The sequence below is a fragment of the Arthrobacter sp. BI5 genome (assembly GCF_056680065.1).
The window spans coordinates 3,623,216-3,643,449 of record NZ_CM155264.1 but is presented as its reverse complement, the minus strand read 5'-3'; the positions used below and the strand labels follow the sequence as shown (position 1 = coordinate 3,643,449).

Below are 20,234 nucleotides of genomic sequence, written 5' to 3'. Positions count from 1 at the left end.
CCTTCCGGTGAGAAGCGGTGACGGCCCGGTCCCGGCCGCCATCGCCCGCCGGGTGCCCTTCTTATAGGCTGTGGCACGTGCCACGAAACGACCCGTCCGAACCGGGTGCTGACCCCGCCGCGGATACTGGCGGCATCTTCCACCGCCACTACCTGCTGGTGACCCTGGGCGCCCTGGCCCTCGTCTTCCTCGCCGCCTTCGAGTCGCTGGCCGTCACGACCATCATGCCGCTGGTCAGCCGCGAACTGGACGGCGCCAGCCTCTATGCCCTGGCGTTTGCCGGTCCGCTGGCCACCGGCGTGATCGGGATGGTGGCAGCCGGGAACTGGTCGGACCGGCGCGGTCCGGTGGGTCCGCTCTATGCATCCGTGGCCCTGTTCGTCCTGGGCCTGTTGATCGCCGGGTCGGCCGGGACCATGGCCGTGCTCCTCGCCGGCAGGCTGGTCCAGGGGCTTGGCGGCGGCGCGGTGACGGTGGCCCTTTACGTGGTGGTGGCCCGCGTTTATCCGCCCGTGCTGCATCCCAAAATCTTCGCGGCCTTCGCGGCGGCCTGGGTGGTTCCGTCGCTGGTGGGCCCCTTCGCCGCCGGGCTGGTAGCCCAACTGGCCAGCTGGCACTGGGTTTTCCTCGGCGTGGTCGGCCTGGTGGTGCCGGCGCTGCTGATGATCGTGCCGGCCCTGCGCGGACTCTCCGGTGCCGAGGCCCGCGAAACCGGCGCCGACGGGGCGGGCGGGACCGGCGCCGACAGCGGCGGTCCCCGCCCCGCCGTCGACCGGTCCGCGGAAGCGAACGCCGTGGCCGGCAAACCGTGGGACTATGGGCGGCTGGCCTGGGCCGCGCTCGCGGCGCTCGCTGTCCTCGGACTGAACCTGTCCGTGGAGCTGCCGGCGGCCGGCTGGCTACTGGCGGCGGCCGCCGTCGTCGTGGCGCTGGTTGCGGTGCGGCCCCTGGTGCCCCGCGGGACACTGACGGCCCGCCGGGGCCTGCCCGCCGTCATCCTTTCCCGGGGACTGGCGTCGGCGGCGTTTTTCGGCGCCGAGGTGTACCTGCCCTACCTGCTGGTGGAACGCTATGTCTTTTCGCCGACCTTCGCCGGCTTGACCCTCACCGGCGGGGCCCTGGCCTGGGCGGCGGCCTCCGCGATCCAGGGCCGGCTCGGGGCCAGGCTGGACCATCGCCGCGCGATCCGGATCGGCTCGGCACTGGTCCTGGGCGCCGTGCTGCTGGCGCTCGCGACCACGCTCCTGGCCTGGCCGGCCGCCGTCGCGATCACCGGCTGGATCTTCGCCGGCGGCGGGATGGGGCTGATGTATCCGCGGCTGAGCGTGATGACACTGGCGCTGTCCACCAAGGACACCGAGGGCTTCAACAGCTCCGCCATGTCCATCTCCGACTCGCTCGGCGGTGCCCTGGCGCTCGCCTGCACTGGGATCGTCTTCGCGGCGTTCACGACGGCGGCGGGCGCCGGCGCCGCCCCGTTTGCCGGGGTCTTCGCTCTCACCGCGGCGATCGGCGTCGCAGGCGTGGCGGTTGCTCCCCGGGTGTCCGGATCCGGGCGGGCCTAGGAGCCGCCCGGGCGGCGCCGGAAACGGGAGGGCACGCGCAGATGCTAGACTGGAGGAACTTGATGTGCAGTGATGCCCACTTTGGGTCCGGCTGATCAGCCGGATCCCCTGCAGGATTCCTTCCGGATTCCGGACGCAGGCGGTGGGCTTTATTCATGTGAGAGGCACATCCTGCGTCGATGAACGCGTTCTATTTGGTCCCGGCGGCCTGCGAAAGCTCGCAAGCCGCCCGGTTGACCACCTGACTTTTCTTCGGCGAACCCCTGGTCCAACCGGCGCCGGGGGCCGATATCCGCATGGATACCGCCTGAAAGACCTTTGAAACACATGACTACTTTTGCTGCCCTCGGCACGCCCAAGGCCCTCGCCGACACCCTCACCGCCCAGGGAATCGTTGAACCGTTCCCCATCCAGGTCAAGACCCTCCCGGACACCCTGGCCGGACGCGACGTCCTGGGCCGCGGCCGTACCGGCTCCGGCAAGACCATCGCCTTCGCCATCCCGCTGGTGGCACGGCTCGCTGAGCGGGAAGCCGCGCACTTCCGCAAGCCCGGCCGCCCCATGGGCCTGGTCCTGGCGCCCACCCGCGAGCTGGCCACCCAGATCAACGCGACCATCGAGCCGATGGCCAAGGCCATGGGCCTGACCACCACCGTTATTTTCGGCGGCATCTCCCAGGCCCGCCAGGAAAAGGCGCTGCGCTCCGGCGTCGACATCGTCATCGCCTGCCCGGGCCGCCTGGAGGACCTGATCCGCCAGCGCATCGTGACCCTCGAAGCCGTCGAGATCACCGTCCTGGACGAGGCAGACCACATGGCCGACCTCGGCTTCCTCCCGGTGGTCAAGAAGCTTATGGACATGACCCCCAGCCAGGGCCAGCGCCTGCTCTTCTCCGCCACCCTGGACAACGGTGTGGACAAGATCGTGCAGCGCTACCTGTCCAACCCGCTGACCCACGCCGTGGACGAATCACAGGCCGCGGTGACCACCATGGAGCACCACGTCCTGGTCGTCAACGACCAGACGGTCAAGAAGCAGCTGATCGTCGAGCTCGCCTCGGGCGCCGGCCGCCGGGTGCTCTTTATGCGCACCAAGCACCATGCCCGCAAGCTCGCCAAGACCCTGACCGACGCCGGCATCCCCGCCGTCGACCTGCACGGCAACCTCTCGCAGAACGCCCGTGACCGCAACCTCGCCGAGTTCTCCTCCGGCGACGTGCGCGTCCTGGTGGCCACCGACGTCGCCGCCCGCGGCGTCCACGTCGACGACGTCGAGCTGGTCATCCACGTGGATCCGCCCACCGAGCACAAGGCGTACCTGCACCGCTCGGGCCGTACCGCCCGCGCCGGTTCCGACGGCACCGTGGTCACGCTGACCCTGCCGGAGCAGCAGTCCGACGTCAAGAAGCTGATGAAGGCTGCCGGCGTCGAGGTCAACTTCGAGCGCGTCACCGCCAACTCCCCGCTGGTTGCCGAGCTGGTGGGCGAGATGGCTGAGAAGATCGATCCGCGCACCCGCGCCGCACTGCTGGCCACTAAGGCCAAGCAGCAGGGTGGCGGCCCCTCCACGGGTGCCAACGCCGAGCGCAAGCGCGCCCGCCGCACCACCCAGGCTGCACCCACCGCGGGTGGCCGGGGCGGCCGTGGCGGACGCGGACGCGTTTCCGCAGAGGCACCCCGCACCGATCTGCCGCGCGCCGAGCGCCGCGCCGTGGCTTATGAAGGCCAGGCTGCTGCCCGCAACGCCGCCGAGCGCGTCGCCGAAAAGAACCAGGACCGGGCCGACGCCGAGCGCGCCGAGCGACGCAACGCCCGGGGCCGTGGCCGCACCACCGCCTACGCGCACCACAACGATGTCCCCGCCGCCGGCGGCCGCGCCTCGGCCGGCCGAGGCTCCGACGGCCGCGCAGCGGATGGCCGCGGCGACTCCCGCGGCGGTTCCGCACCCCGCACCGGCGCACCCCGCACCGGGGCAGGCCGTACCGGCGCGTCGGCTGGAGGCCAGCGCGGCGGACGCCCCGCAACCGGCCAGCGTGCAGCGGCAGGCGCCAAGTCAGGCGGCTCCGCACCGGTCTGGTCCTCCAACACCGGCGGCACCTCCGGCGGATCCTACGCAGGCGGCGGCAACGGCCGCTCCGGCGAAGGCCGTCCGGCCCGCAGCGGCGGCCCGCGCCGCGCGTCGGCGCCGGCGTCGAACGAACGCCGCAGCCGCTAGGATTCCGGATTTCCGCTGACCACAGTAGTTTCCGCTACGCAAACGGACGGCTGCTACGGGGATCCCCGTAGCAGCCGTCCGAAACCGTAGCAGCCGCCCGAAAGCGTAGCGAAAAGCCCTGGCCCTACCAGCCGCGGGCGCGCCACTCTTCCAGGTGCGGGCGTTCCGCGCCCAGGGTGGTCGGCTTCCCGTGGCCCGGGTGCACCACGGTGTCATCCGAATAGACGTCGAACAGCCGCTCGGTCACGTCGCTGAGCAGCTGCGCAAACCGCGCCGGATCCTGCTGCGTGTTGCCCACACCTCCCGGGAACAACGAGTCGCCGGAGAAAATGTGCGCCGGGCCCTCCGGGTCCTGGTACACCAAGGCCACCGACCCCGGGGTATGCCCGCGCAGGTGCACCGCCGTCACGTCGAACCCGTCGAAGTTGCCGACGTCGCCGTGATCGAGCAGTACATCCACCTTCACCGGGAGTTCCGGGGCGTCATCCGTCCCGGCCGCCGTCTTCACGCCGGTGGCTTCCACCAGGCCCGGCAGCGCCCGGACGTGGTCCCAGTGCTGGTGGGTGGTGGCAATCAGCGCCAGCTTCGGCGTCGCGGCCGTATCCGCGGCGGCGTCGGCGAGCAGCCCTTGGATGGCGGCCAGATCATCGGCCGCATCGATCAGGAGCTGTGCGCCGGACACCTTGGCGGTGAGCAGATACACGTTGTTGTCCATCTCGCCGACCGAAATCCGGCGGATGGTGATGTCACGAAGTGAATGAATGAGCGAGTCCATGGGCTTCAGTCTAGGACGGGCTATTCGCGGCCCTGCGAGACCCAGTTGGGGTCCGCCGAGCGGGAGCCGACGACGGCGTCCGCGGCGGCGTCGAGCCTCTCCAGTTGCGCCGGGGTCAGGTCGAGCGAGAGGGCGCCTAGGTTTTCATCAATCCGGGCCGCCTTGCGCGTGCCGGGGATGGGGGCCACCGGCAGGCCCAGCTTGCCGCCCTGGGCGAGCAGCCACGCCAGCGCCACCTGGGCCGGCGTCACGGCGTGGCCGGGGCTGCTGAGCTCGGCGGCGACAGCCTGGACCGCGGCGACGACGGCCTGGTTGGCGTCCAGGGCGGTCCCGGCGAAGCGCGGGATGTTGCGGCGGAAGTCGTTGCTGCCCAGCTTCGAGGCGTCGACTGTGCCGGTGAGGAATCCCCGGCCCAGCGGCGAGTAGGGCACAAAACCCACGCCGAGTTCGGCGGCGGCAGGAACCACGTTGCGTTCCACGTCGCGGCTCCAGATGGACCATTCGCTCTGGACCGCGGCGATCGGGTGGACGCTGCTGGCCTCCCGCAGTTCCTCGGCCGTCACTTCGGACAGGCCAAGGTGCCGCACCTTCCCGGCCTGCACCAGCTCCGCCATGGCCTCCACGGTTTCCACAATCGGAACGCGGAGGTCGCGGCGGTGCATGTAGTACAGGTCGATGGTGTCGGTGCCCAGGCGCTGCAGGCTGCGGTCCACCGCCTGCTTCACGTAGGCGGCGTCGCCGCGGATGTCCGAGTAGCCGGTCGACGGGGTGCCCACCAGGCCAAACTTGGTGGCCAGCTGCACCTCGCCGCGGCGGTCCTTGAGCAGCCTGGCGATCAGCTCTTCGTTGCTGCCGCCGCCATAGATGTCCGCCGTGTCGATGAAGCTCACGCCAGCGTCCACGGCGTGGTGCAGGGTGGCCAGGGCCTCGGCCGGATCCACGTCGCCGTAGACCGGGGTCAGGGCCATGCCGCCGAACCCCAGGGGGCTGACGCTGAGGCCGTCGCCGAGCTGGACTGGTGCTGAAGTCATCTTTGATCTCCTATCGCTGTTTTCTAGCCGCAACCCGTGTCCACTCCGGTGTATTCCAACGCTCCCGCCCAGTTGTTCCCAGCGGACAGGCCTGAGCCACGGCGTGTCCCCCCGGATTACCCCTCGGGCCACGCATTAACTGGGCGGGAGCGTCCTGGAGGCCGCAGGTGACCCGGCAGGCAGCAGCTTCAGTCCGGCAGCGCAGGCCACGATCCCGGCAATAAACAGCAGTTTCAGCGGACTCGCGGGCTCGACGCCGGTCGCCATCGCCCAGCCGACCGTCAGCGCCGCGCCGATTCCCACCCAGACGGCGTAGGCGGTGCCCAGCGGGATACGCTTCACGGCCGCCCCCAGTCCTGCCAGGCTCAGGGCCGCGGCCACGGCAAACACGGCGGTGGGTCCTGGGCGGCTGAAGCCGTCGGACAGCCCCAGGGCCGTAGCCCAGACCGCCTCCAGGACCGCGGAGGCCAGCAGGATGAGCCAGGCCAGCGTCGTTCGGGGCGTCCTGGCCGCTGTTCCCTGCCCGCGGTTCGCAGCCATGCTCACGCCACCAGCTTCAGGCCGGCCACACACGCGGCGATCCCGGCAAGCAGCAGGATCCGTCCAGCCGTGGCGGGCTCAGCCTTGGTGATCATGGCATACACCGCGGTCAGGACGACGCCGACGCCCACCCAGACGGCGTAGGCGGTGCCGGTGGGAATGCTTTGCATCGCGACGGCCAGGCCGCCGGTGCTGGCTAGCACGGAGACGAGGAAAACTGCGGCCGGCCGCAGGCGACGGCGTCCGCGGGCCTGGGACGCGCGGTGCAACGCCGCAGCCCAGACGGCCTCAAGCGCTCCGGAAAGTATGAGGATGAACCACGACATGACAGCTCCTGTGGCCAGTCTTGTCGCGTGCCGGGTACTGAACCGTCGTCCGGAGGCCGCGAAGCAGGCGGCCTTGATACCAGCCTAGCAACGCGCCGACGTGGGCGGCCAGCCCGGGTAAAACGCCCTCCCGCCCGCCAATCGATGGGTCTAGGAGGGTTGGAGGGCGGGGACCGGCGAGAACTAGCCTGCGGCGCTCGCTCCGTCGGGATCCGCGGAATCGACCGGGTCGACCGGGTCGATGGAGACGACGGCGAGGAAGCCGCGGCCCAGGATTTCCGGCGTGCCCGTGTCCGAGCCGACGACGGCGTCGTACCGGCCGAGCGGCTGGGGCGCGGCGCTGCCGGCGTCGCCCCCACCTCCCGCACCCGCGTCACCAGCGGCGTCCGCCTCCGCGGCGCTGCCCTCGCTGACCGTGGCCTGGCCCTGCAGCAGGATGCCGAACTGGCCGGCAAAGACCGGGTGGGCGCGCTTCTTGGAGAGTTCGATGATGGAGGTGAAGCCCTTGAAGGCGCCCGCGCGGGTGATGACGTTCAGGTCCCGGATGTCGCCGGTGGGCAGGGCGCCCGCAGCGTCGGCGTCGCCGGTAAACCGGAACGGGCGGTACTTCTCCAGCGGATGCTCGGCGCCGTCCACGGTGAGGAGCAGCAACTCGCCGTCGACCACGGTGAGCACCCGCTCCATCCCGGCAAAGCGGGAGAACGCGCCCGCCCGCGCGACCTCGGCGATGCTGACGCGCCAGTCCCAGGTTGCGTCGTCGGCCGCTGCCGTCTGCCCGGCGGCCGCTGCCGGGAACCTGGCCAGTTCGCGAGTCGCCCCGCCGCCGTTGCGCCAGGGGACGGGCTTGAGCTCGCCATAGCGGATGATCTCCATCAACCCAGCCTAGCCGCCGCCGCAGGACCCGGGGCAGCTCCGGCACCGGCCACCAGGACGTAACCTCGGCGCGGCCGCGACGGGCTTGCTAACGTCAAAGCAGCGAAAAACTGCGGAAGGAGCCGGAATGTTCGTCAAGGTGTGCGGCCTCAGCACCACTGAATCGGTGCAGGCCGCGGTCGACGTCGGGGCCGATGCCCTCGGTTTCGTGCTGACCCGCAGCCCGCGAGAGGTGAGCCCGGACCGGGTCCGGGAGCTGCTTCCCGCAGTGCCGGCCGGGCTGCCCGCCGTCGGCGTCTTCCGGCATGAGGCGGCCGCCGACGCCGTCGCCGCGGCCCGCGACGCCGGGCTGGAATGGGTGCAGCTGCACGGCGAGCGCACCGCGGATGATGTGCGCACGGTGCACGACGCCGGCCTCAAGGTCATCCGGGCCGTCACCATGTCCGCGGCGCGGGAGGCGTTTGCGGACTGGGGCGAGGAGCTGCTGCTCATCGACGCCGCGGTGCCCGGCTCCGGGGAAGCTTGGGACTACGCCTCGGTCCGTGCGCTGGGGCTGGAGGGCCGAAACTGGCTGCTGGCCGGCGGGCTGGACCCGGAAAACGTGGCCGAAGCCGCCGCCGCGGCCGGTGCCTGGGGAGTGGACGTCTCCTCCGGCGTCGAGCAATCCCGCGGCGTCAAGGACCTGGCGAAAATCCGGGCCTTCGTGACGGCGGCCAAGGGGCTCTGACCGGCACCCGGCGGCGGCGCGGCCAGATGCGGACCCGATCAGACGGACGCACCTACCGCCGCGATGGCTTCCTCGTTAGCATGCATCATGGGGTCCCGAATCCCGCCGGGAACGCCCGCCACCCATTCAAAGGAGAAACGGCCATGACCCTGCCCGAAGGATTGACCCCCGGCGTCTGGACGCTGGACATGTCCCACAGTGAAATCGGCTTCAGCGTCCGACATGCCGGGATCAGCAAAGTCCGTGGCCGCTTCAACGAGGCTTCGGCGGAGGCGCGTGTCCGGGATTCCCTGGCAGATGCCAGCCTGCACGCCACGATCAAGACCGCCAGCTTCGACTCCGGCGACGCCAACCGCGACGGCCACGTGCGCGGGCCGGACTTTTTCGACGTCGAGAACTTTCCCGAGATGACCTTCCGCGCCACGTCCCTCCGGGGCGACGGCGAGGACTATGTACTGACCGGCGACCTCACCATCCGCGGTGTCACCAAGCCGGTGGACCTGGAAGTCGAGTACACCGGCGTCGCGGTGGACCCCTTTGGCGCGACCCGGGCCGGGTTCAGCGCCGAGGCTGACATCAGCCGCAAGGAATTCGGCCTGACCTGGAACGCCGCCCTCGAAGCCGGGGGACTGCTGGTCAGCGACAAGGTCAAGATCAACGTCGAAGCGGCCATGGTCAAGCAGGCCGCTGCCGAGCCTGCCTGACCTGCGCCGGGCCGGGCCCTGACGGGGCCGGGCCGGGACTTGCGTGGCCCGGCCCCGAATCAGGGGTTGATCAGGGCGAACCCCTGATCCGGATTGGCGGCGCGCGGGAGACAATGGAGCCATGAAGACACTGCTGAACATCATTTGGCTGCTTTTCGGCGGACTCTGGCTGGCGATCGGGTACTTCCTCGCCGGCATCGTCTGCTGCCTGCTGGTCATCACCATTCCTTGGGGGCTCGCCTCGTTCCGCATCGCGTCCTACACCCTGTGGCCGTTCGGCCGGATGGTCGTGGACAAACCCGGCGGAAACGGCGTCTTTACCCTGCTGGGCAACGTCATCTGGCTCCTGGTGGCAGGCATCTGGATCGCGGTCGGCCACGTCGTCACCGCGTTTGCGATGGCCATCACCATCATCGGCATCCCGCTTGCCATCGCCAACCTCAAGCTCATCCCGGTGTCCCTGATGCCGCTGGGCAAGCAGATCGTGCCCACCGACCGGCCTTTTGCCGTCAGCTACCGCTAGGTCCAGCCCGGGCGCAGCACCCCACGAAGTCGAGGGAGAAGCAATGCCAGAGTCCCCAGTCCCGGAGACGGTGCCCAGCGCCGATGAACTGATGCTGGTCATCACCCGCGAGTTCCAGGTCCCGCTCACGGCGGTCTGGTCTGCCCTGACCGACCCGGAGCAGGCGCCCGCGTGGTGGGGGCCGCGCGGCTTCCACACCCCGCGGGAAAGCATCGACGCCGACCTGGAAATCGGCGGACTGTACCGCGCCTGCATGATCCAGGACGCCACCGGGCAGCAGTACTGGTGGAGCGGGGTCCACACGGACATCGAGCCGCCCCATCTGTTCGTGTTCACCCACGCGTGGGACAAGACCGACGGGACGCGCGGCTTCGAGACCGAAGTGGCTTTCCGGCTGGAGGAGATCGACGGCGGCACCCGGATGACGTTCACCCAGGGACCCTTCGACACGGCGGAGAACCGGGACAGCAACGGCACCGGCTGGCGGGAGTCCTTCGACCGTCTTGCCGAACACCTCCGCCGCGGCGCCTAGGGCGCCTCCGCTTCGACCGACCGCATCAGACGAGTTCGCCCTGCAGGTTCCGCCGCGCCGCGTCCTCCCACAGTTCCCGGCCGCGCCCGGTATGGAAAAGCGGGTCCAGCTCCAGCAGTTGGCGCACGACGGCGGCGCGCCCGGCGGCAAAATCGGCGTCGCCAATGTGCGCGAAGTCTTGCCGGACGGCCGCGAGGTAACGGGCGTACGTCGCCGGCTCGCCGCCCAGAACGGAAAGGTCGGCGTCGCTGAGCAGGGCCGCGGGCTCGTCGCCCGGATCCGGCCGGTGGTCCGCCGTCATCCGGACCAGCCGCGCGACCTCGTCGGCCTCGCCCGCGGGCAGCCCAGCCTGTTCCAGCCGCTCCTCGGCCAGCCGGGCCGACTCCTCCTCGTCCTCACCGGCGATGCCGCGGTAGACGGCGTCGTGAAACCAGGCCGCGAGCAGCACGGCCCGCGGCGGAGGCGCCGGCGCAGTCAGCCGGTCCAGGGCCTCCAACACGGCGAGCAGGTGAGTGCGGCCGTGGTACTTCCGGTGCTCCTCGCCCCAGCGGTCCAGCAGGTCGAGGAAGAGCGCATCGTGGCCCGGGAGGACCTCGTTCCAGCGGGTCAGCAGCGGCAGTTTCAACGACCCGCTGCGCCGCCGGGCAGGAATCCGCAGGCCGCTGTCGATCAGCTTGCGGACCAGCACCCGGCCTTCGACGGCGATGGCGCCGGCGGCCACGAGGGCCTCGAAGCGGGCTTCGGCCACGTCGTAATGGTCGCCGTCGAACGCCCGCTCCGGGATCCCCGCGGCCCGCGCGAAGGCGTGCAGTTCCTCCAGCGAGCTGTCCGAGATGAGGTGCGAAAAGTGGGTTCCATGAGCGGGCCAGAGCGGCGGATCAAGGTAGATGGCCATGCAGGAAGTCTACGAGGCGTCCGGATGCGGCGGTGATCCTGATATGAAAAGCAAACGGGCCGTATTCTCCGCAAATGCGGGTTAGAGTGTCCATATGCCTAGTTTTCGCGTCTCAGAAGCCGCCCGCTTCCTCGGCGTCAGCGATGACACCGTCCGCCGCTGGACCGAGAACGGAAGCCTCACGCCGCTCAAGGATGAGTCGGGTCGGCTCGCCGTGGACGGGCTCGAGCTGGCCAGGATGGCCCGGGAGCAGGCGAAACTGCCCGAGGACCCTGCCCGCGCCGGGAGCTCGGCCCGGAACCGCTTCGTCGGCCTGGTCACCGCCATCACCGCCGACACCGTCATGGCCCAGGTGGAGCTGCAATGCGGCCCGTTCCGGGTGGTGTCGCTGATGAGCAGCGAGGCCGTCCGCGAACTCGGCCTGGAACCGGGCTCCGTGGCCACCGCCGTCGTCAAGGCCACCACGGTGATCATCGAAAGCCCGCAGGGGAAGGCCCTGGTATGAGCAGGTTCCGGACCGCCGCCGCGCTGGTGCTGGCGGGATCCCTGGCGGCCGGCGCGGCGGGCTGCGCCGGCCCAGGGGGGACCGCCGGGTCGGACCAGAAACTGACGGTGTTCGCGGCGGCCTCGCTCAAGGCGCCCTTCACGGCGCTCGCCCGGGACTTTGAGGCCAGCCACCCCGGGACGAAGGTCGCGCTGAGCTTTGCCGGGTCCGCCGACCTCGCCACCCAGCTCAGCCAGGGGGCGCCCGCGGACGTGTTCGCCTCCGCGGACCTGAAGAACATGGCCAAAATTGCCGACGCCGGACTGGTGGAGGGCGATCCCCGGAACTTCGCCAGCAACGTCCTGGCGATCGCCGTGCCGCCGGCCAACCCCGCGGACATCGGTTCGTTCGCCGACCTGGCCAGGCCCGGGGTTAAAACGGTGGTGTGCGCGGCGCAGGTCCCGTGCGGCGCGGCCGCCAAGTCGATCGAGGGCAGGACCGGCGTCACCCTGACACCGGTCAGCGAGGAATCCTCCGTGACGGACGTGCTGGGCAAGGTCACCTCGGGCGAGGCCGACGCCGGGCTCGTCTACGTCACGGACGTCCGGGCCGCCGGAGGCAAGGTTAAGGGAATCGCCTTTCCCGAGTCGGCTGCTGCCGTGAACCGCTATCCGATCGCCGCGGTCAGGACCAGCAAAAACGCGGAGCTCGCGGCCGCTTTCGTTTCGCTGGTTGCCGGAACCGGGGGCCGCAAGGTCCTCGCCGACGCCGGCTTCGGCAGCCCGTGACGCGGCACGGCTACAGCGGCATTCCGCGCTGGGTGCTGGCCGTCGCCGCGGCCGGGGCGCTGTTCGTCCTGCTGCCGCTCGCCGCCATGGTCGCCAGGGTCGACTGGCCGCACTTCGTCCCGCTCATCACCTCCGAGGCCTCGCTCACGGCGCTGGCACTCAGCCTGCGCACGGCGGCGGCGAGCACCGTGCTCTGCGTGCTGTTCGGCGTCCCGCTGGCCCTGGTGCTGGCCCGGGGCGACTTCCGCGGCCAGCGGCTGCTGCGCTCCTTCGTGCTGCTGCCGCTGGTGCTGCCGCCGGTGGTGGGCGGCATTGCGCTGCTCTACACCTTCGGCCGGCAGGGCCTGCTGGGCCGGACCCTCGAGGTGGCCGGCATCCAGATCGCGTTCTCGACGACGGCGGTGGTGCTCGCCCAGACCTTCGTCGCGCTGCCCTTCCTCGTGGTGAGCCTCGAAGGGGCACTGCGCTCCGCCGGCAGCCGGTACGAGGCCGTGGCGTCGACCCTCGGCGCGCGGCCCACCACGGTGCTGCGCCGCGTCACCGTGCCGCTGGTGCTGCCCGGCCTCGCCTCCGGGGCCGTCCTCTCCTTCGCCCGCAGCCTCGGTGAATTCGGCGCCACCCTCACCTTCGCCGGCAGCCTGCAGGGCGTCACCCGCACCCTGCCGCTGGAGATCTACCTGCAGCGGGAGACCGACGCCGACGCCGCCGTCGCGCTGTCGCTGCTGCTCGTCGCGGTGGCGGTCATCGTCGTCGGACTCAGCTACCGGGGGCCGTCACCGGCCGGCCGCCGCGCGGCAAGCCCTGTGCGCGCCGGGCAGGGACCGCCATGACGTTCACGCTCGACGCCGCCGTCGCCGCCCGCGGTTTTGACGTCTCGCTCAGCCTGGGCCAGGGGGAGACGGTCGCGGTGCTCGGACCGAACGGGGCCGGGAAATCCACGCTGCTTTCCGTCGTCGCCGGCCTGCTCCGCCCTGACACGGGCCGGGCCGCGGTGGACGGGCGCACCCTCTTTGAGCTCGGGCCCGGCCGGAACGCCTGGACCGCGCCGCACCGCCGCGGCACCGCCCTGCTGGCCCAGGAACCGCTGCTGTTCCCGCACCTGACCGCCCTCGACAACGTGGCATTCGGCCCCCGCAGCGCCGGAGCCGGCAGGGCCCAGGCACGGGAAACGGCCCGGCACTGGCTCGCGGAGGTCGACGCGGAGGACCTGGCCGGCCGGCGCCCCGGCGAACTCTCCGGCGGGCAGGCCCAGCGGGTGGCGGTGGCCCGGGCCCTCGCCGCCGACCCGCAGCTGCTGCTGCTCGACGAACCGATGGCCGCCCTCGACGTCCACGCGGCCCCGCTGCTGCGCCGACTGCTGAAACGGGTCCTGGCCGGCCGAAGCGCCATCATCGTCACGCACGATGTCCTGGACGCCTACATGCTCGCCGACCGCGTGATCGTGCTGGAGGAGGGCCGGATCACCGAGGACGGCCCCACCCGGGAGGTGCTCCAACGGCCCCGCAGCCGCTTCGCCGCCGGCCTGGCCGGGCTGAACCTCGTCGCTGGCACCATCACCCCGGCCGGGCTCCGGACGGCCGCGGGCCAGGAATTCGCCGGCCGGCACGAGGATCCTCCGGTTCCCGGCCAGGGCGGCGTGGCGGCGTTCCCGCCGTCGGCCGTCTCCGTCTTCCTTTCCGAGGCGCACGGCAGCCCGCGCAACTCGTTCCCGGTGACGGTCACCGACCTGGAACCGCACGGCGACCAGATCCGGGTCCGTGCCGGGGAGCTGGCCGCGGACGTCACGCCGGCCGCGTCGGCGGACCTTGGCCTGGCGCCGGGGGTGGGCGTGTACTTCGTGGTCAAGGCGGCCGCCGTGTCCGTCTACCCGGCGTAGGGCTTCGCGGGTCCGGGGCGGCTCCCGCCGGCGGGCGCTGGGACCTCTGCAGTCCCGCCGGATGCCGCTTCGGTAACGGCCGGGCGCGCGGCGGGCCTAGGGTGGAGAGAGGCCCCGCCCGCAACCAGGAGGAAACTCGTGCACGAAAACTCAGCCCCGGCCCCCGGACAGACCGCACTGGTGGTCGGAGCCAGCGGCATCGCCGGCTCCGCCCTCGTCACCTCCCTCGCAGCGGCCGGCTGGGACGTGCTGGCCCTGTCCCGCGGCGGCGCTCCCCGCCCCGGGGCACGCCCGATCAGCGCGGACCTCGGGTCACCGGACAGCCTCGCCGCAGCGCTGGCCGGCGAACGCCCGACGCACGTGTTCTTTACCGCGTGGTCGCGCCAGGACACGGAGCGGGAAAACATCGAGGTCAACGCCGCGCTGCTGCGGAATCTGCTCAACGCGCTGCAGGACAGCCCGGTGAAGCACGTCGCCCTGATGACCGGCCTGAAACACTATCTTGGCCCGTTCGAGGCCTACGCCGCGGGCGAGATGCCGGACACGCCCTTCCACGAGGAGGAGCCCCGGCTGCCGGTTCCGAACTTTTACTACGCCCAGGAGGACGAACTGTGGGCCGCGGCGGAGCGCCAGGGGTTCAGCTGGTCGGTCCACCGCGCCCACACGGTGATCGGCCACGCCGTGGGCAACGCCATGAACATGGGGCTCACCCTCGCGGTGCAGGCCTCGATCTGCAAAGAGCTGGGGTTGCCGTTCATCTTCCCCGGCTCCGAGACGCAGTGGAACAGCCTCACCGACATGACCGACAGCGGGTTGCTGGCCGACCACATGGTCTGGGCAGCCACGGCGGAAACGGCCGGCGACCAGGCCTACAACATTGTCAACGGCGACGTCTTCCGCTGGCGCTGGATGTGGCCGCGCCTGGCCGCCTATTTCGGCGTCGAGGCCGTCGGGTTCGAGAAGGAACCCCGGCCGTTGGAAGAGCAGATGCGGGGCATGGAGACGGTGTGGGCGGACCTGGCCGCCCGGCACGGGCTCGCCGAGCCGGACCTTGGCCGCGTCTCCTCGTGGTGGCACACCGACGGCGACCTGGGCCGCAACATCGAGGTGCTGGCCGACATGAGCAAGAGCCGCCTCGCAGGCTTCACCGGCTACCGCCGGACCCTGGACTCCTTCACGGACCTGTTCGACAGCCTCCGGGCGGACCGTCTGATCCCGTAGCTGTCGGCGGGGATGGTTCCTGCGGGTTGGCTGCTGCGGCTGGTTGCTGCCGCTGGTTGGGCGGGGCCGGCCCCTGCTTCGTGGGCGGCCCCGGATGCGGGCCTGGTTACTCGGTCTTGGTTTCCTTGTCCTTGCTGCCCTGGTCCTTGTTCCGCACCGGGTGCTGGCTGACGATGGATACGCGGTTGAAGGCATTCATCGTGATCGCCAGCCAGCTGACGGCGGAGAACTCGACGTCCGTGAGGTGCCTGCGCGCCCGGCCGCCCTCGCGCTCGCGGGCCTCGGCGTCGGAGATGTTGGTGATCGCCTCGGCCAGGGTCAGTGCGGCACGTTCCTTTTCGCTGAAAAGGGTGGTGTCGCGCCAGGCCGGGAGAACCGCCAGGCGCTGGGCCGACTCCCCGTATTTGACGGCATCGCTGACATGCAGGTCCAGGCAGAAAGCGCAGCCGTTGATCTGAGAGATGCGGACGTTCAGGAGTTCCACCAGCGTCTGGTCCAGCCCGGCCTCCTCCGCGGCCTCCTTGGCCTTGAGGCCCAGTCCGTTCAGCGCGCGCCACGCGGCGGGGTGCGCCTTGTCCAGGAAAACGCTGCGGGTGCCGTGCTCCGGGCTTGAAGTCTCATCCATGGGTCCCAGCGTACAGAGGTCCAGAGGAGTCCGCGTGTCCGGTATGTGACAAACTTGTCAAAGGTATGACAGAATTTACACGTAGCTAGTATTCGATCCGGTGGTCGGTTCCTTGGGGGAGCCGACCGCCGGATCGCTTCTTTGTGCGGACCGATGTCACGGACATGCCCATCGCCGGCCGCCCAGGATGCGGATGTCCATACTTCGTTGCCTGCCCGCTCCCCGGGGACATGCCCAGTTCCGGTGGCTAAAAGTGGGCATAAGGGCGCTATGCCCATCGGCCAAGGTCTTCGGGGCGCATGTCCATTCTTCGTCGCCGGCCGCTCCTGGGGACATGCCCAGTTCCGGTGGCTAAGAGTGGGCATATGGGGATTATGTCCGCCGGCCAGGCTCAGGGATGGGCATGTCCCGTGGTGCGGGCCAGCCGGGAACCCGCCGCAACCAGGGCTTCGGCGTCGCTGGCCACGATCACACCGGCGAAGTTGTCCGCATAGTCGCCCAGGTCCTCGTGGACGGAGCCGACGACGGCGTAGACCGGTGTCGTGCCGCTGCGGGCCAGGATAGCGGCGATGATTTTGCCCTGGCCGGTCTGGGAGTCCAGCCTGCCCTCGCCGACGACGACGGCGGTGCTGGCCGCGGCGTGCGCATCGAAGTCGAGCAGGTCCAGGACGTGGTCGGCGCCGGAGACCAGCCGGGCCCCGTACCGGGCCCACATGCCGCCGGAGAAGCCGCCCGCGGCCCCGGTCCGCGCCACCGTCCGGGGATCCCGGTTCAGCTCGCGGGCAAATCCGTCGGCGAGCTCGTTGAGCCTCCGCGTGAGTGCTTCCACCGTGGCAGGGCCAGCGCCCTTTTGCGGCCCGAAGACCCGGGCTGCGTCGGCGAAGGTGGTGGTCACGTCGCTGAGGACCACCACCTCGGCGCCGCCCAGGCCGCCGCGCTCCTCGATCGCGGCGATGGCCCCGGCCCCGCCGTCGGTTGTTGCGGAGCCGCCGGCCGCCACCAGCACCCGCCGGGCCCCGAGCCGGACCGCCTCCGCCATCATCACCCCGGTGCCGTAGGTGCTGGCCCGGACGGGGTCCCGGTCACCGGTGCTGGGCAGGTTAAGGCCGCTGGCAAACGCGAGCTCGACGACGGCGGTCCCGTCCGGCGCCAGCGCGACGACCGTCTCGACGTCGTCGCCCCAAGGCCCCACGGTGTGCACGCGGACGGGCCGGGCGTCCAGCCCCCGGACCAGCACCTCGAAGGTTCCCTCGCCGCCGTCGGCCACCGGCAGCTCGACGGCGGCCCTCCCTGCCGCGCGGATGCCGGCGGCGATGTGGGCCGAGGCGTCCGCGGCCGTGAAGGTCCCCTTGAAGCTGTCCGGGGCGACGAGGATGCTCACCGGCCTAGAACCCCACCTTGTCGCGACCCTTGAGCTGCAGCATCTCGCGGGCCTCGTCCGGGGTGGCGATCTCGAAGTTGAGGGCCTCCAGGATGATGCGGATCCGGGCGACCTGCTGGGCGTTGGACGTGGCGAGCTGGCCGGGCCCGATCCAGAGCGAGTCCTCCAGCCCGACGCGGACGTGCGAACCCATGGCCGCGCCGATCGTGGCGAGCGGCATCTGGTTCTTGCCGGCGCCCAGGATGGACCACTCGTAGTCGCCGCCCAGCAGCCGGTCCGCGGTGCGGCGCATGTGCATGAGGTCTTCCGGGTGGGCGCCGATCCCGCCGAGCAGGCCGAAGACGGACTGGACGAAGAGCGGGCCCCGGGCCAGGCCGCGGGCGTGGAAGTGGGCCAGGTTGTTCAGGTGGGAGATGTCGTAGCACTCGAATTCGAACCGGGTGCCGTTCTCGTTGCCTATGCCCAAGATGGTCTCAATGTCCTGGAAGGTGTTCTTGAAGACCAGGTCGCGGCTCTTTTCGAGGCCCTCGCGCTCCCACTCGTGGCCGAAATCGGAGAAGCGGTCCAGCATCGGGTACAGGCCGAAGTTCATCGACCCCATGTTCAGCGACGCCAGCTCGGGCTTGAACAACGCCGCCGGCTGCATCCGCTCCTCCACGGTCATGTGGGGGGAGCCGCCGGTGGTGATGTTGATGACCGCGTCGGTGTTGCGCTTGAGTTTGTCCAGGATCGGTGCGAAGTGCTCCGGCTCCTGCGAGGGCCGGCCGTCCTTCGGGTTGCGGGCGTGCATGTGCACAATCGCGGCGCCCGCCTCGGCGGCACCGATCGCGGCGTCGGCGATTTCATCCGGGGAGACCGGCAGGTGCGGGGACATGGACGGGGTGTGGATGGCGCCAGTTACGGCGCTGGTGATGATGACTTTGCGTGCAGCAGCCATGGGGGTTGCTCCTTCGGGGCTCAGTAAAGCTTTTCGGTGTTGCCGTCGACGGCGAGGGCCTGGCCGTTGACGTTGCGGGCCAGGTCGCTCGCGGCGAAGGCGGCCATGTTCGCGATGTCCTCGGCCTCGATCAGGCGGCCGAGGGAGGACTGGTTGTGGTACAGCTCGGAGACCTGCTCGGCAGGGAGGTCCAGCATCTGTGCCTTGGCGGCGATAACGGCGTCGATCCGGGGCCCGTTGACGGCGCCGGGGCAGATTGCGTTGACCCGGATCCGGTCCGGGCCCAGTTCGATGGCGAGCGTCTTGGTCAGCCCGACGACGGCCCACTTGGACGCCGAGTAGGCGCTGCGCCCGGCCATGCCGAGCCGGCCGGCCGCGGAGGAGAGGTTGACGATCGAGGCGCCGCTGCTCTTCCGGAGCAGGGGCAACGCGTGCTTGATGCAGTAGAACTGGCCGTGGATGTTGACGTCGAAGGTGGCCTTCCAGGCGGCTGCGTCGAGTGTTTCCAGCGGACCCGTGGGCCCGGCGATGCCGGCGTTGTTGACCAGCACGTCTAGGCCGCCGAGTTCCTCGGCCACCGTCGCCATGAGGTCGCGGACCTGGGCTTCGTCGGAGACGTCGCTGACCGCGGCGGCGAGGCCGTTGACGCGGGCCTTCTCTACGGCGTCGGGGTCAATGTCGGTGACGAAGACAGCGGCGCCGAGTTGCTGGAACTTCTGGGCGATGGCCAGGCCGATGCCGTTGGCGCCGGCAGTGACCAGGACGCGTTTTGCGGTGAAATCCATGGGGTGTTCCTTGCGGTGGTGGTTCGGTGTGCCGCCCCGCCGGTGCGCAGGGGCGCCGGAGGGGCGGCGTGGGAGCGCCGGGAGAATGGCCCGACGGCGGGGCGTTTAGTGGGCGGCGGGGACGACGTCGGGCTTCTCGGTGCCGCGCTTGAGCATCAGGGACAGCAGCGCACCGATGATGCACATGCCCACGATGAACCACAGTCCGGAGAGCTTGGAGCCGGTGGCGTCCTGCATGAAGCCCATGACGTACGGGCCGAGGAAGCCGCCGAGCAGGCCGATGGTGTTGACGAATGCGATGCCGCCGGCCAGGGCGGCGCCGCTGAGGCGGGTGGCCGGGTAGGTGAAGAGGATCGGCTGCAGGGCGAAGAAGTTGAACGCGGCGAGGCAGAAACCGATCATGCCCAGCAGCGGTCCGCCGACGGCGCCGAGCGCGAAGCCGGCGATGATGCCGATCATGGTGCCGGTGACCAGCAGGCGGGAGCGCTTGCCGTCAGTGGCGAAGCGGGGAACCAGCAGGGCGCCGGCTGCGGAGAAGATCCACGGGATGGCGGTCAGCAAGCCGATCTGCAGCGGGTTGAGTTTGCCGTAGGTGCCGATGATGGACGGCAGGAAGTAGGACAGGGCGTAAACGGCGATCTGGTGGGTGAAGTAGACGCCCACAACCAGGAGGATCTGTTTGTCTTTCAGGACGTCGCGGAGGCGGTGGTTGCCGGAGGCTTCGGCGCCCGCCTTTTCTTCGGCCGCGATCCGGGCCTCAAGGTCGGCGGCTTCCTCGGGGCTGAGGAACGTGGCCTTGCTGGGCCGGTCCGGGAGCTTCTTCCAGACGACATACGCCAGGACGCAGGCCGGCAGGCCCTCCACCAGGAACATCCACTGCCAGCCGTGCAGGCCGCCGAGTCCGTCCAGGGTCAGCAGCAGCCCGCCGAGCGGCGCGCCGACGATGTTGGCGATCGAGACGCCCAGCAGGAACATGCCGTTGGCCTTGGCGCGGTCCTTGACCACGAACCACTGGGTCAGGAAGTACATCACGCCGGGGAAGAGTCCGGCCTCGGCGACGCCGAGCAGCATCCGCATGATGTAGAAAGACCACTCGCCTTGGACGAATGCCATGCCGGCGGAGATGAGGCCCCAGGTGATCATGATCCGCATGATCCAGAAGCGGGCGCCCACCTTGTGCATGATCAGGTTCGAGGGGATTTCAGAGAGGGCGTAGGTCAGGAAGAACAGGCCGGCGCCGATGCCGTAGGCCGTGGCTGAGATGCCGAGGTCAATCTCCAGGCGGTCCTTGGCCATACCGATGTTGGTGCGGTCCAGGAACGCCATGATGTAGGCGCCGATCAGCAGCGGCATGACTCGGCGGAGGATCACGCCATTGATTTCCTGCGGCGTGCGCATCTTCGTTGGTGCGGATACAACTGACATGGGTATT

The 20,234-nt window shown here is 70.3% G+C and carries 22 protein-coding genes and 1 riboswitch; of the genes, 11 read left to right on the top strand and 11 right to left on the bottom strand.

Annotation, left to right across the window (positions count from 1 at the left end):
* Window positions 1-77: 77 nt before the first annotated feature.
* Window positions 78-1,565, top strand: coding sequence for an MFS transporter (locus tag AC1MED_RS16915; protein WP_479784555.1), 1,488 nt, complete (start codon window positions 78-80; stop codon window positions 1,563-1,565).
* 327 nt (window positions 1,566-1,892) lie between these two features.
* A complete protein-coding gene (locus AC1MED_RS16910; protein ID WP_479784553.1) occupies window positions 1,893-3,779 on the top strand; it encodes a DEAD/DEAH box helicase in 1,887 nt (628 codons plus the stop codon).
* Window positions 3,780-3,903: 124 nt separating this feature from the next.
* Here the strand turns inward: AC1MED_RS16910 and AC1MED_RS16905 are convergent, their stop codons facing one another.
* The 5 genes from AC1MED_RS16905 to AC1MED_RS16885 all read right to left on the bottom strand — a co-directional run bounded on the left by AC1MED_RS16905 (window position 3,904) and on the right by AC1MED_RS16885 (window position 7,324).
* A complete protein-coding gene (locus AC1MED_RS16905; protein WP_479784551.1) occupies window positions 3,904-4,554 on the bottom strand; it encodes an MBL fold metallo-hydrolase in 651 nt (216 codons plus the stop codon).
* Between the two features lie 20 nt (window positions 4,555-4,574).
* Window positions 4,575-5,585 (bottom strand): aldo/keto reductase, encoded by a 1,011-nt coding sequence (locus AC1MED_RS16900; protein WP_479784549.1) that lies wholly within the window; start codon window positions 5,583-5,585, stop codon window positions 4,575-4,577.
* A 135-nt stretch (window positions 5,586-5,720) separates the two neighbouring features.
* Window positions 5,721-6,125, bottom strand: a complete 405-nt coding sequence (locus AC1MED_RS16895) for a DMT family transporter (protein WP_479786717.1) — start codon at window positions 6,123-6,125, stop codon at window positions 5,721-5,723.
* Window positions 6,126-6,127: 2 nt separating this feature from the next.
* Window positions 6,128-6,451: a DMT family transporter gene (locus tag AC1MED_RS16890; RefSeq protein ID WP_479784548.1), complete on the bottom strand. Its 324-nt coding sequence runs from the start codon at window positions 6,449-6,451 to the stop codon at window positions 6,128-6,130.
* Between the two features lie 9 nt (window positions 6,452-6,460).
* Window positions 6,461-6,528, bottom strand: a riboswitch (guanidine-III (ykkC-III) riboswitch).
* A gap of 106 nt (window positions 6,529-6,634) precedes the next feature.
* The gene (locus AC1MED_RS16885; RefSeq protein WP_479784547.1) at window positions 6,635-7,324 is read right to left on the bottom strand and encodes a HutD/Ves family protein; all 690 of its coding nucleotides are present in this window, start codon (window positions 7,322-7,324) and stop codon (window positions 6,635-6,637) included.
* A 127-nt stretch (window positions 7,325-7,451) separates the two neighbouring features.
* Here AC1MED_RS16885 and AC1MED_RS16880 point away from each other — a divergent pair, with 127 nt between their 5' ends.
* The 4 genes from AC1MED_RS16880 (at window position 7,452) to AC1MED_RS16865 (ending at window position 9,810) form a co-directional block, all read left to right on the top strand.
* On the top strand, window positions 7,452-8,051 hold the full coding sequence (locus AC1MED_RS16880; protein ID WP_479784545.1) for a phosphoribosylanthranilate isomerase: 600 nt from the start codon (window positions 7,452-7,454) through the stop codon (window positions 8,049-8,051).
* Between the two features lie 143 nt (window positions 8,052-8,194).
* Window positions 8,195-8,755, top strand: a complete 561-nt coding sequence (locus AC1MED_RS16875) for a YceI family protein (protein ID WP_479784543.1) — start codon at window positions 8,195-8,197, stop codon at window positions 8,753-8,755.
* 121 nt (window positions 8,756-8,876) lie between these two features.
* Window positions 8,877-9,278 carry a YccF domain-containing protein gene (locus AC1MED_RS16870; RefSeq protein WP_346959415.1) on the top strand — a complete coding sequence of 134 codons (402 nt, stop codon included), beginning with the start codon at window positions 8,877-8,879 and terminating at the stop codon, window positions 9,276-9,278.
* Between the two features lie 43 nt (window positions 9,279-9,321).
* A complete protein-coding gene (locus tag AC1MED_RS16865) occupies window positions 9,322-9,810 on the top strand; it encodes an SRPBCC family protein (RefSeq protein ID WP_479784542.1) in 489 nt (162 codons plus the stop codon).
* Window positions 9,811-9,835: 25 nt separating this feature from the next.
* Here AC1MED_RS16865 and AC1MED_RS16860 read toward each other — a convergent pair whose 3' ends face one another.
* Entirely contained in the window at window positions 9,836-10,705 is an 870-nt protein-coding gene (locus AC1MED_RS16860; RefSeq protein ID WP_479784540.1) for a DUF4031 domain-containing protein, read from the bottom strand.
* Window positions 10,706-10,799: 94 nt separating this feature from the next.
* On the opposite strand from AC1MED_RS16860, the gene AC1MED_RS16855 reads away from it, so the two are divergent.
* The 5 genes from AC1MED_RS16855 to AC1MED_RS16835 all read left to right on the top strand — a co-directional run bounded on the left by AC1MED_RS16855 (window position 10,800) and on the right by AC1MED_RS16835 (window position 15,074).
* The gene (locus AC1MED_RS16855) at window positions 10,800-11,210 is read left to right on the top strand and encodes a TOBE domain-containing protein (protein ID WP_479784538.1); all 411 of its coding nucleotides are present in this window, start codon (window positions 10,800-10,802) and stop codon (window positions 11,208-11,210) included.
* Window positions 11,207-11,977, top strand: coding sequence for a molybdate ABC transporter substrate-binding protein (gene modA / locus AC1MED_RS16850; RefSeq protein WP_479784536.1), 771 nt, complete (start codon window positions 11,207-11,209; stop codon window positions 11,975-11,977). Before AC1MED_RS16855 ends, modA begins: the two co-directional genes overlap by 4 nt.
* The gene (locus AC1MED_RS16845) at window positions 11,974-12,807 is read left to right on the top strand and encodes an ABC transporter permease (protein ID WP_479784534.1); all 834 of its coding nucleotides are present in this window, start codon (window positions 11,974-11,976) and stop codon (window positions 12,805-12,807) included. The genes modA and AC1MED_RS16845 overlap by 4 nt, the downstream gene beginning before the upstream one ends.
* Window positions 12,804-13,853 carry a sulfate/molybdate ABC transporter ATP-binding protein gene (locus AC1MED_RS16840; RefSeq protein ID WP_479784532.1) on the top strand — a complete coding sequence of 350 codons (1,050 nt, stop codon included), beginning with the start codon at window positions 12,804-12,806 and terminating at the stop codon, window positions 13,851-13,853. Before AC1MED_RS16845 ends, AC1MED_RS16840 begins: the two co-directional genes overlap by 4 nt.
* Window positions 13,854-13,991: 138 nt before the next feature.
* A complete protein-coding gene (locus AC1MED_RS16835; protein WP_479784531.1) occupies window positions 13,992-15,074 on the top strand; it encodes an SDR family oxidoreductase in 1,083 nt (360 codons plus the stop codon).
* Window positions 15,075-15,180: 106 nt separating this feature from the next.
* Here the strand turns inward: AC1MED_RS16835 and AC1MED_RS16830 are convergent, their stop codons facing one another.
* From AC1MED_RS16830 to AC1MED_RS16810, 5 genes are all read right to left on the bottom strand, one after another.
* On the bottom strand, window positions 15,181-15,699 hold the full coding sequence (locus tag AC1MED_RS16830; RefSeq protein WP_479784529.1) for a carboxymuconolactone decarboxylase family protein: 519 nt from the start codon (window positions 15,697-15,699) through the stop codon (window positions 15,181-15,183).
* A gap of 391 nt (window positions 15,700-16,090) precedes the next feature.
* On the bottom strand, window positions 16,091-17,080 hold the full coding sequence (locus tag AC1MED_RS16825; protein ID WP_479784527.1) for a glycerate kinase: 990 nt from the start codon (window positions 17,078-17,080) through the stop codon (window positions 16,091-16,093).
* Between the two features lie 4 nt (window positions 17,081-17,084).
* A complete protein-coding gene (kce, locus tag AC1MED_RS16820) occupies window positions 17,085-18,017 on the bottom strand; it encodes a 3,5-dioxohexanoate:acetyl-CoA acetone transferase (protein WP_479784526.1) in 933 nt (310 codons plus the stop codon).
* A gap of 20 nt (window positions 18,018-18,037) precedes the next feature.
* Window positions 18,038-18,802: an SDR family oxidoreductase gene (locus AC1MED_RS16815; RefSeq protein WP_479784525.1), complete on the bottom strand. Its 765-nt coding sequence runs from the start codon at window positions 18,800-18,802 to the stop codon at window positions 18,038-18,040.
* 105 nt (window positions 18,803-18,907) lie between these two features.
* Window positions 18,908-20,227 (bottom strand): MFS transporter, encoded by a 1,320-nt coding sequence (locus tag AC1MED_RS16810; protein ID WP_479784523.1) that lies wholly within the window; start codon window positions 20,225-20,227, stop codon window positions 18,908-18,910.
* Window positions 20,228-20,234: the final 7 nt, after the last annotated feature.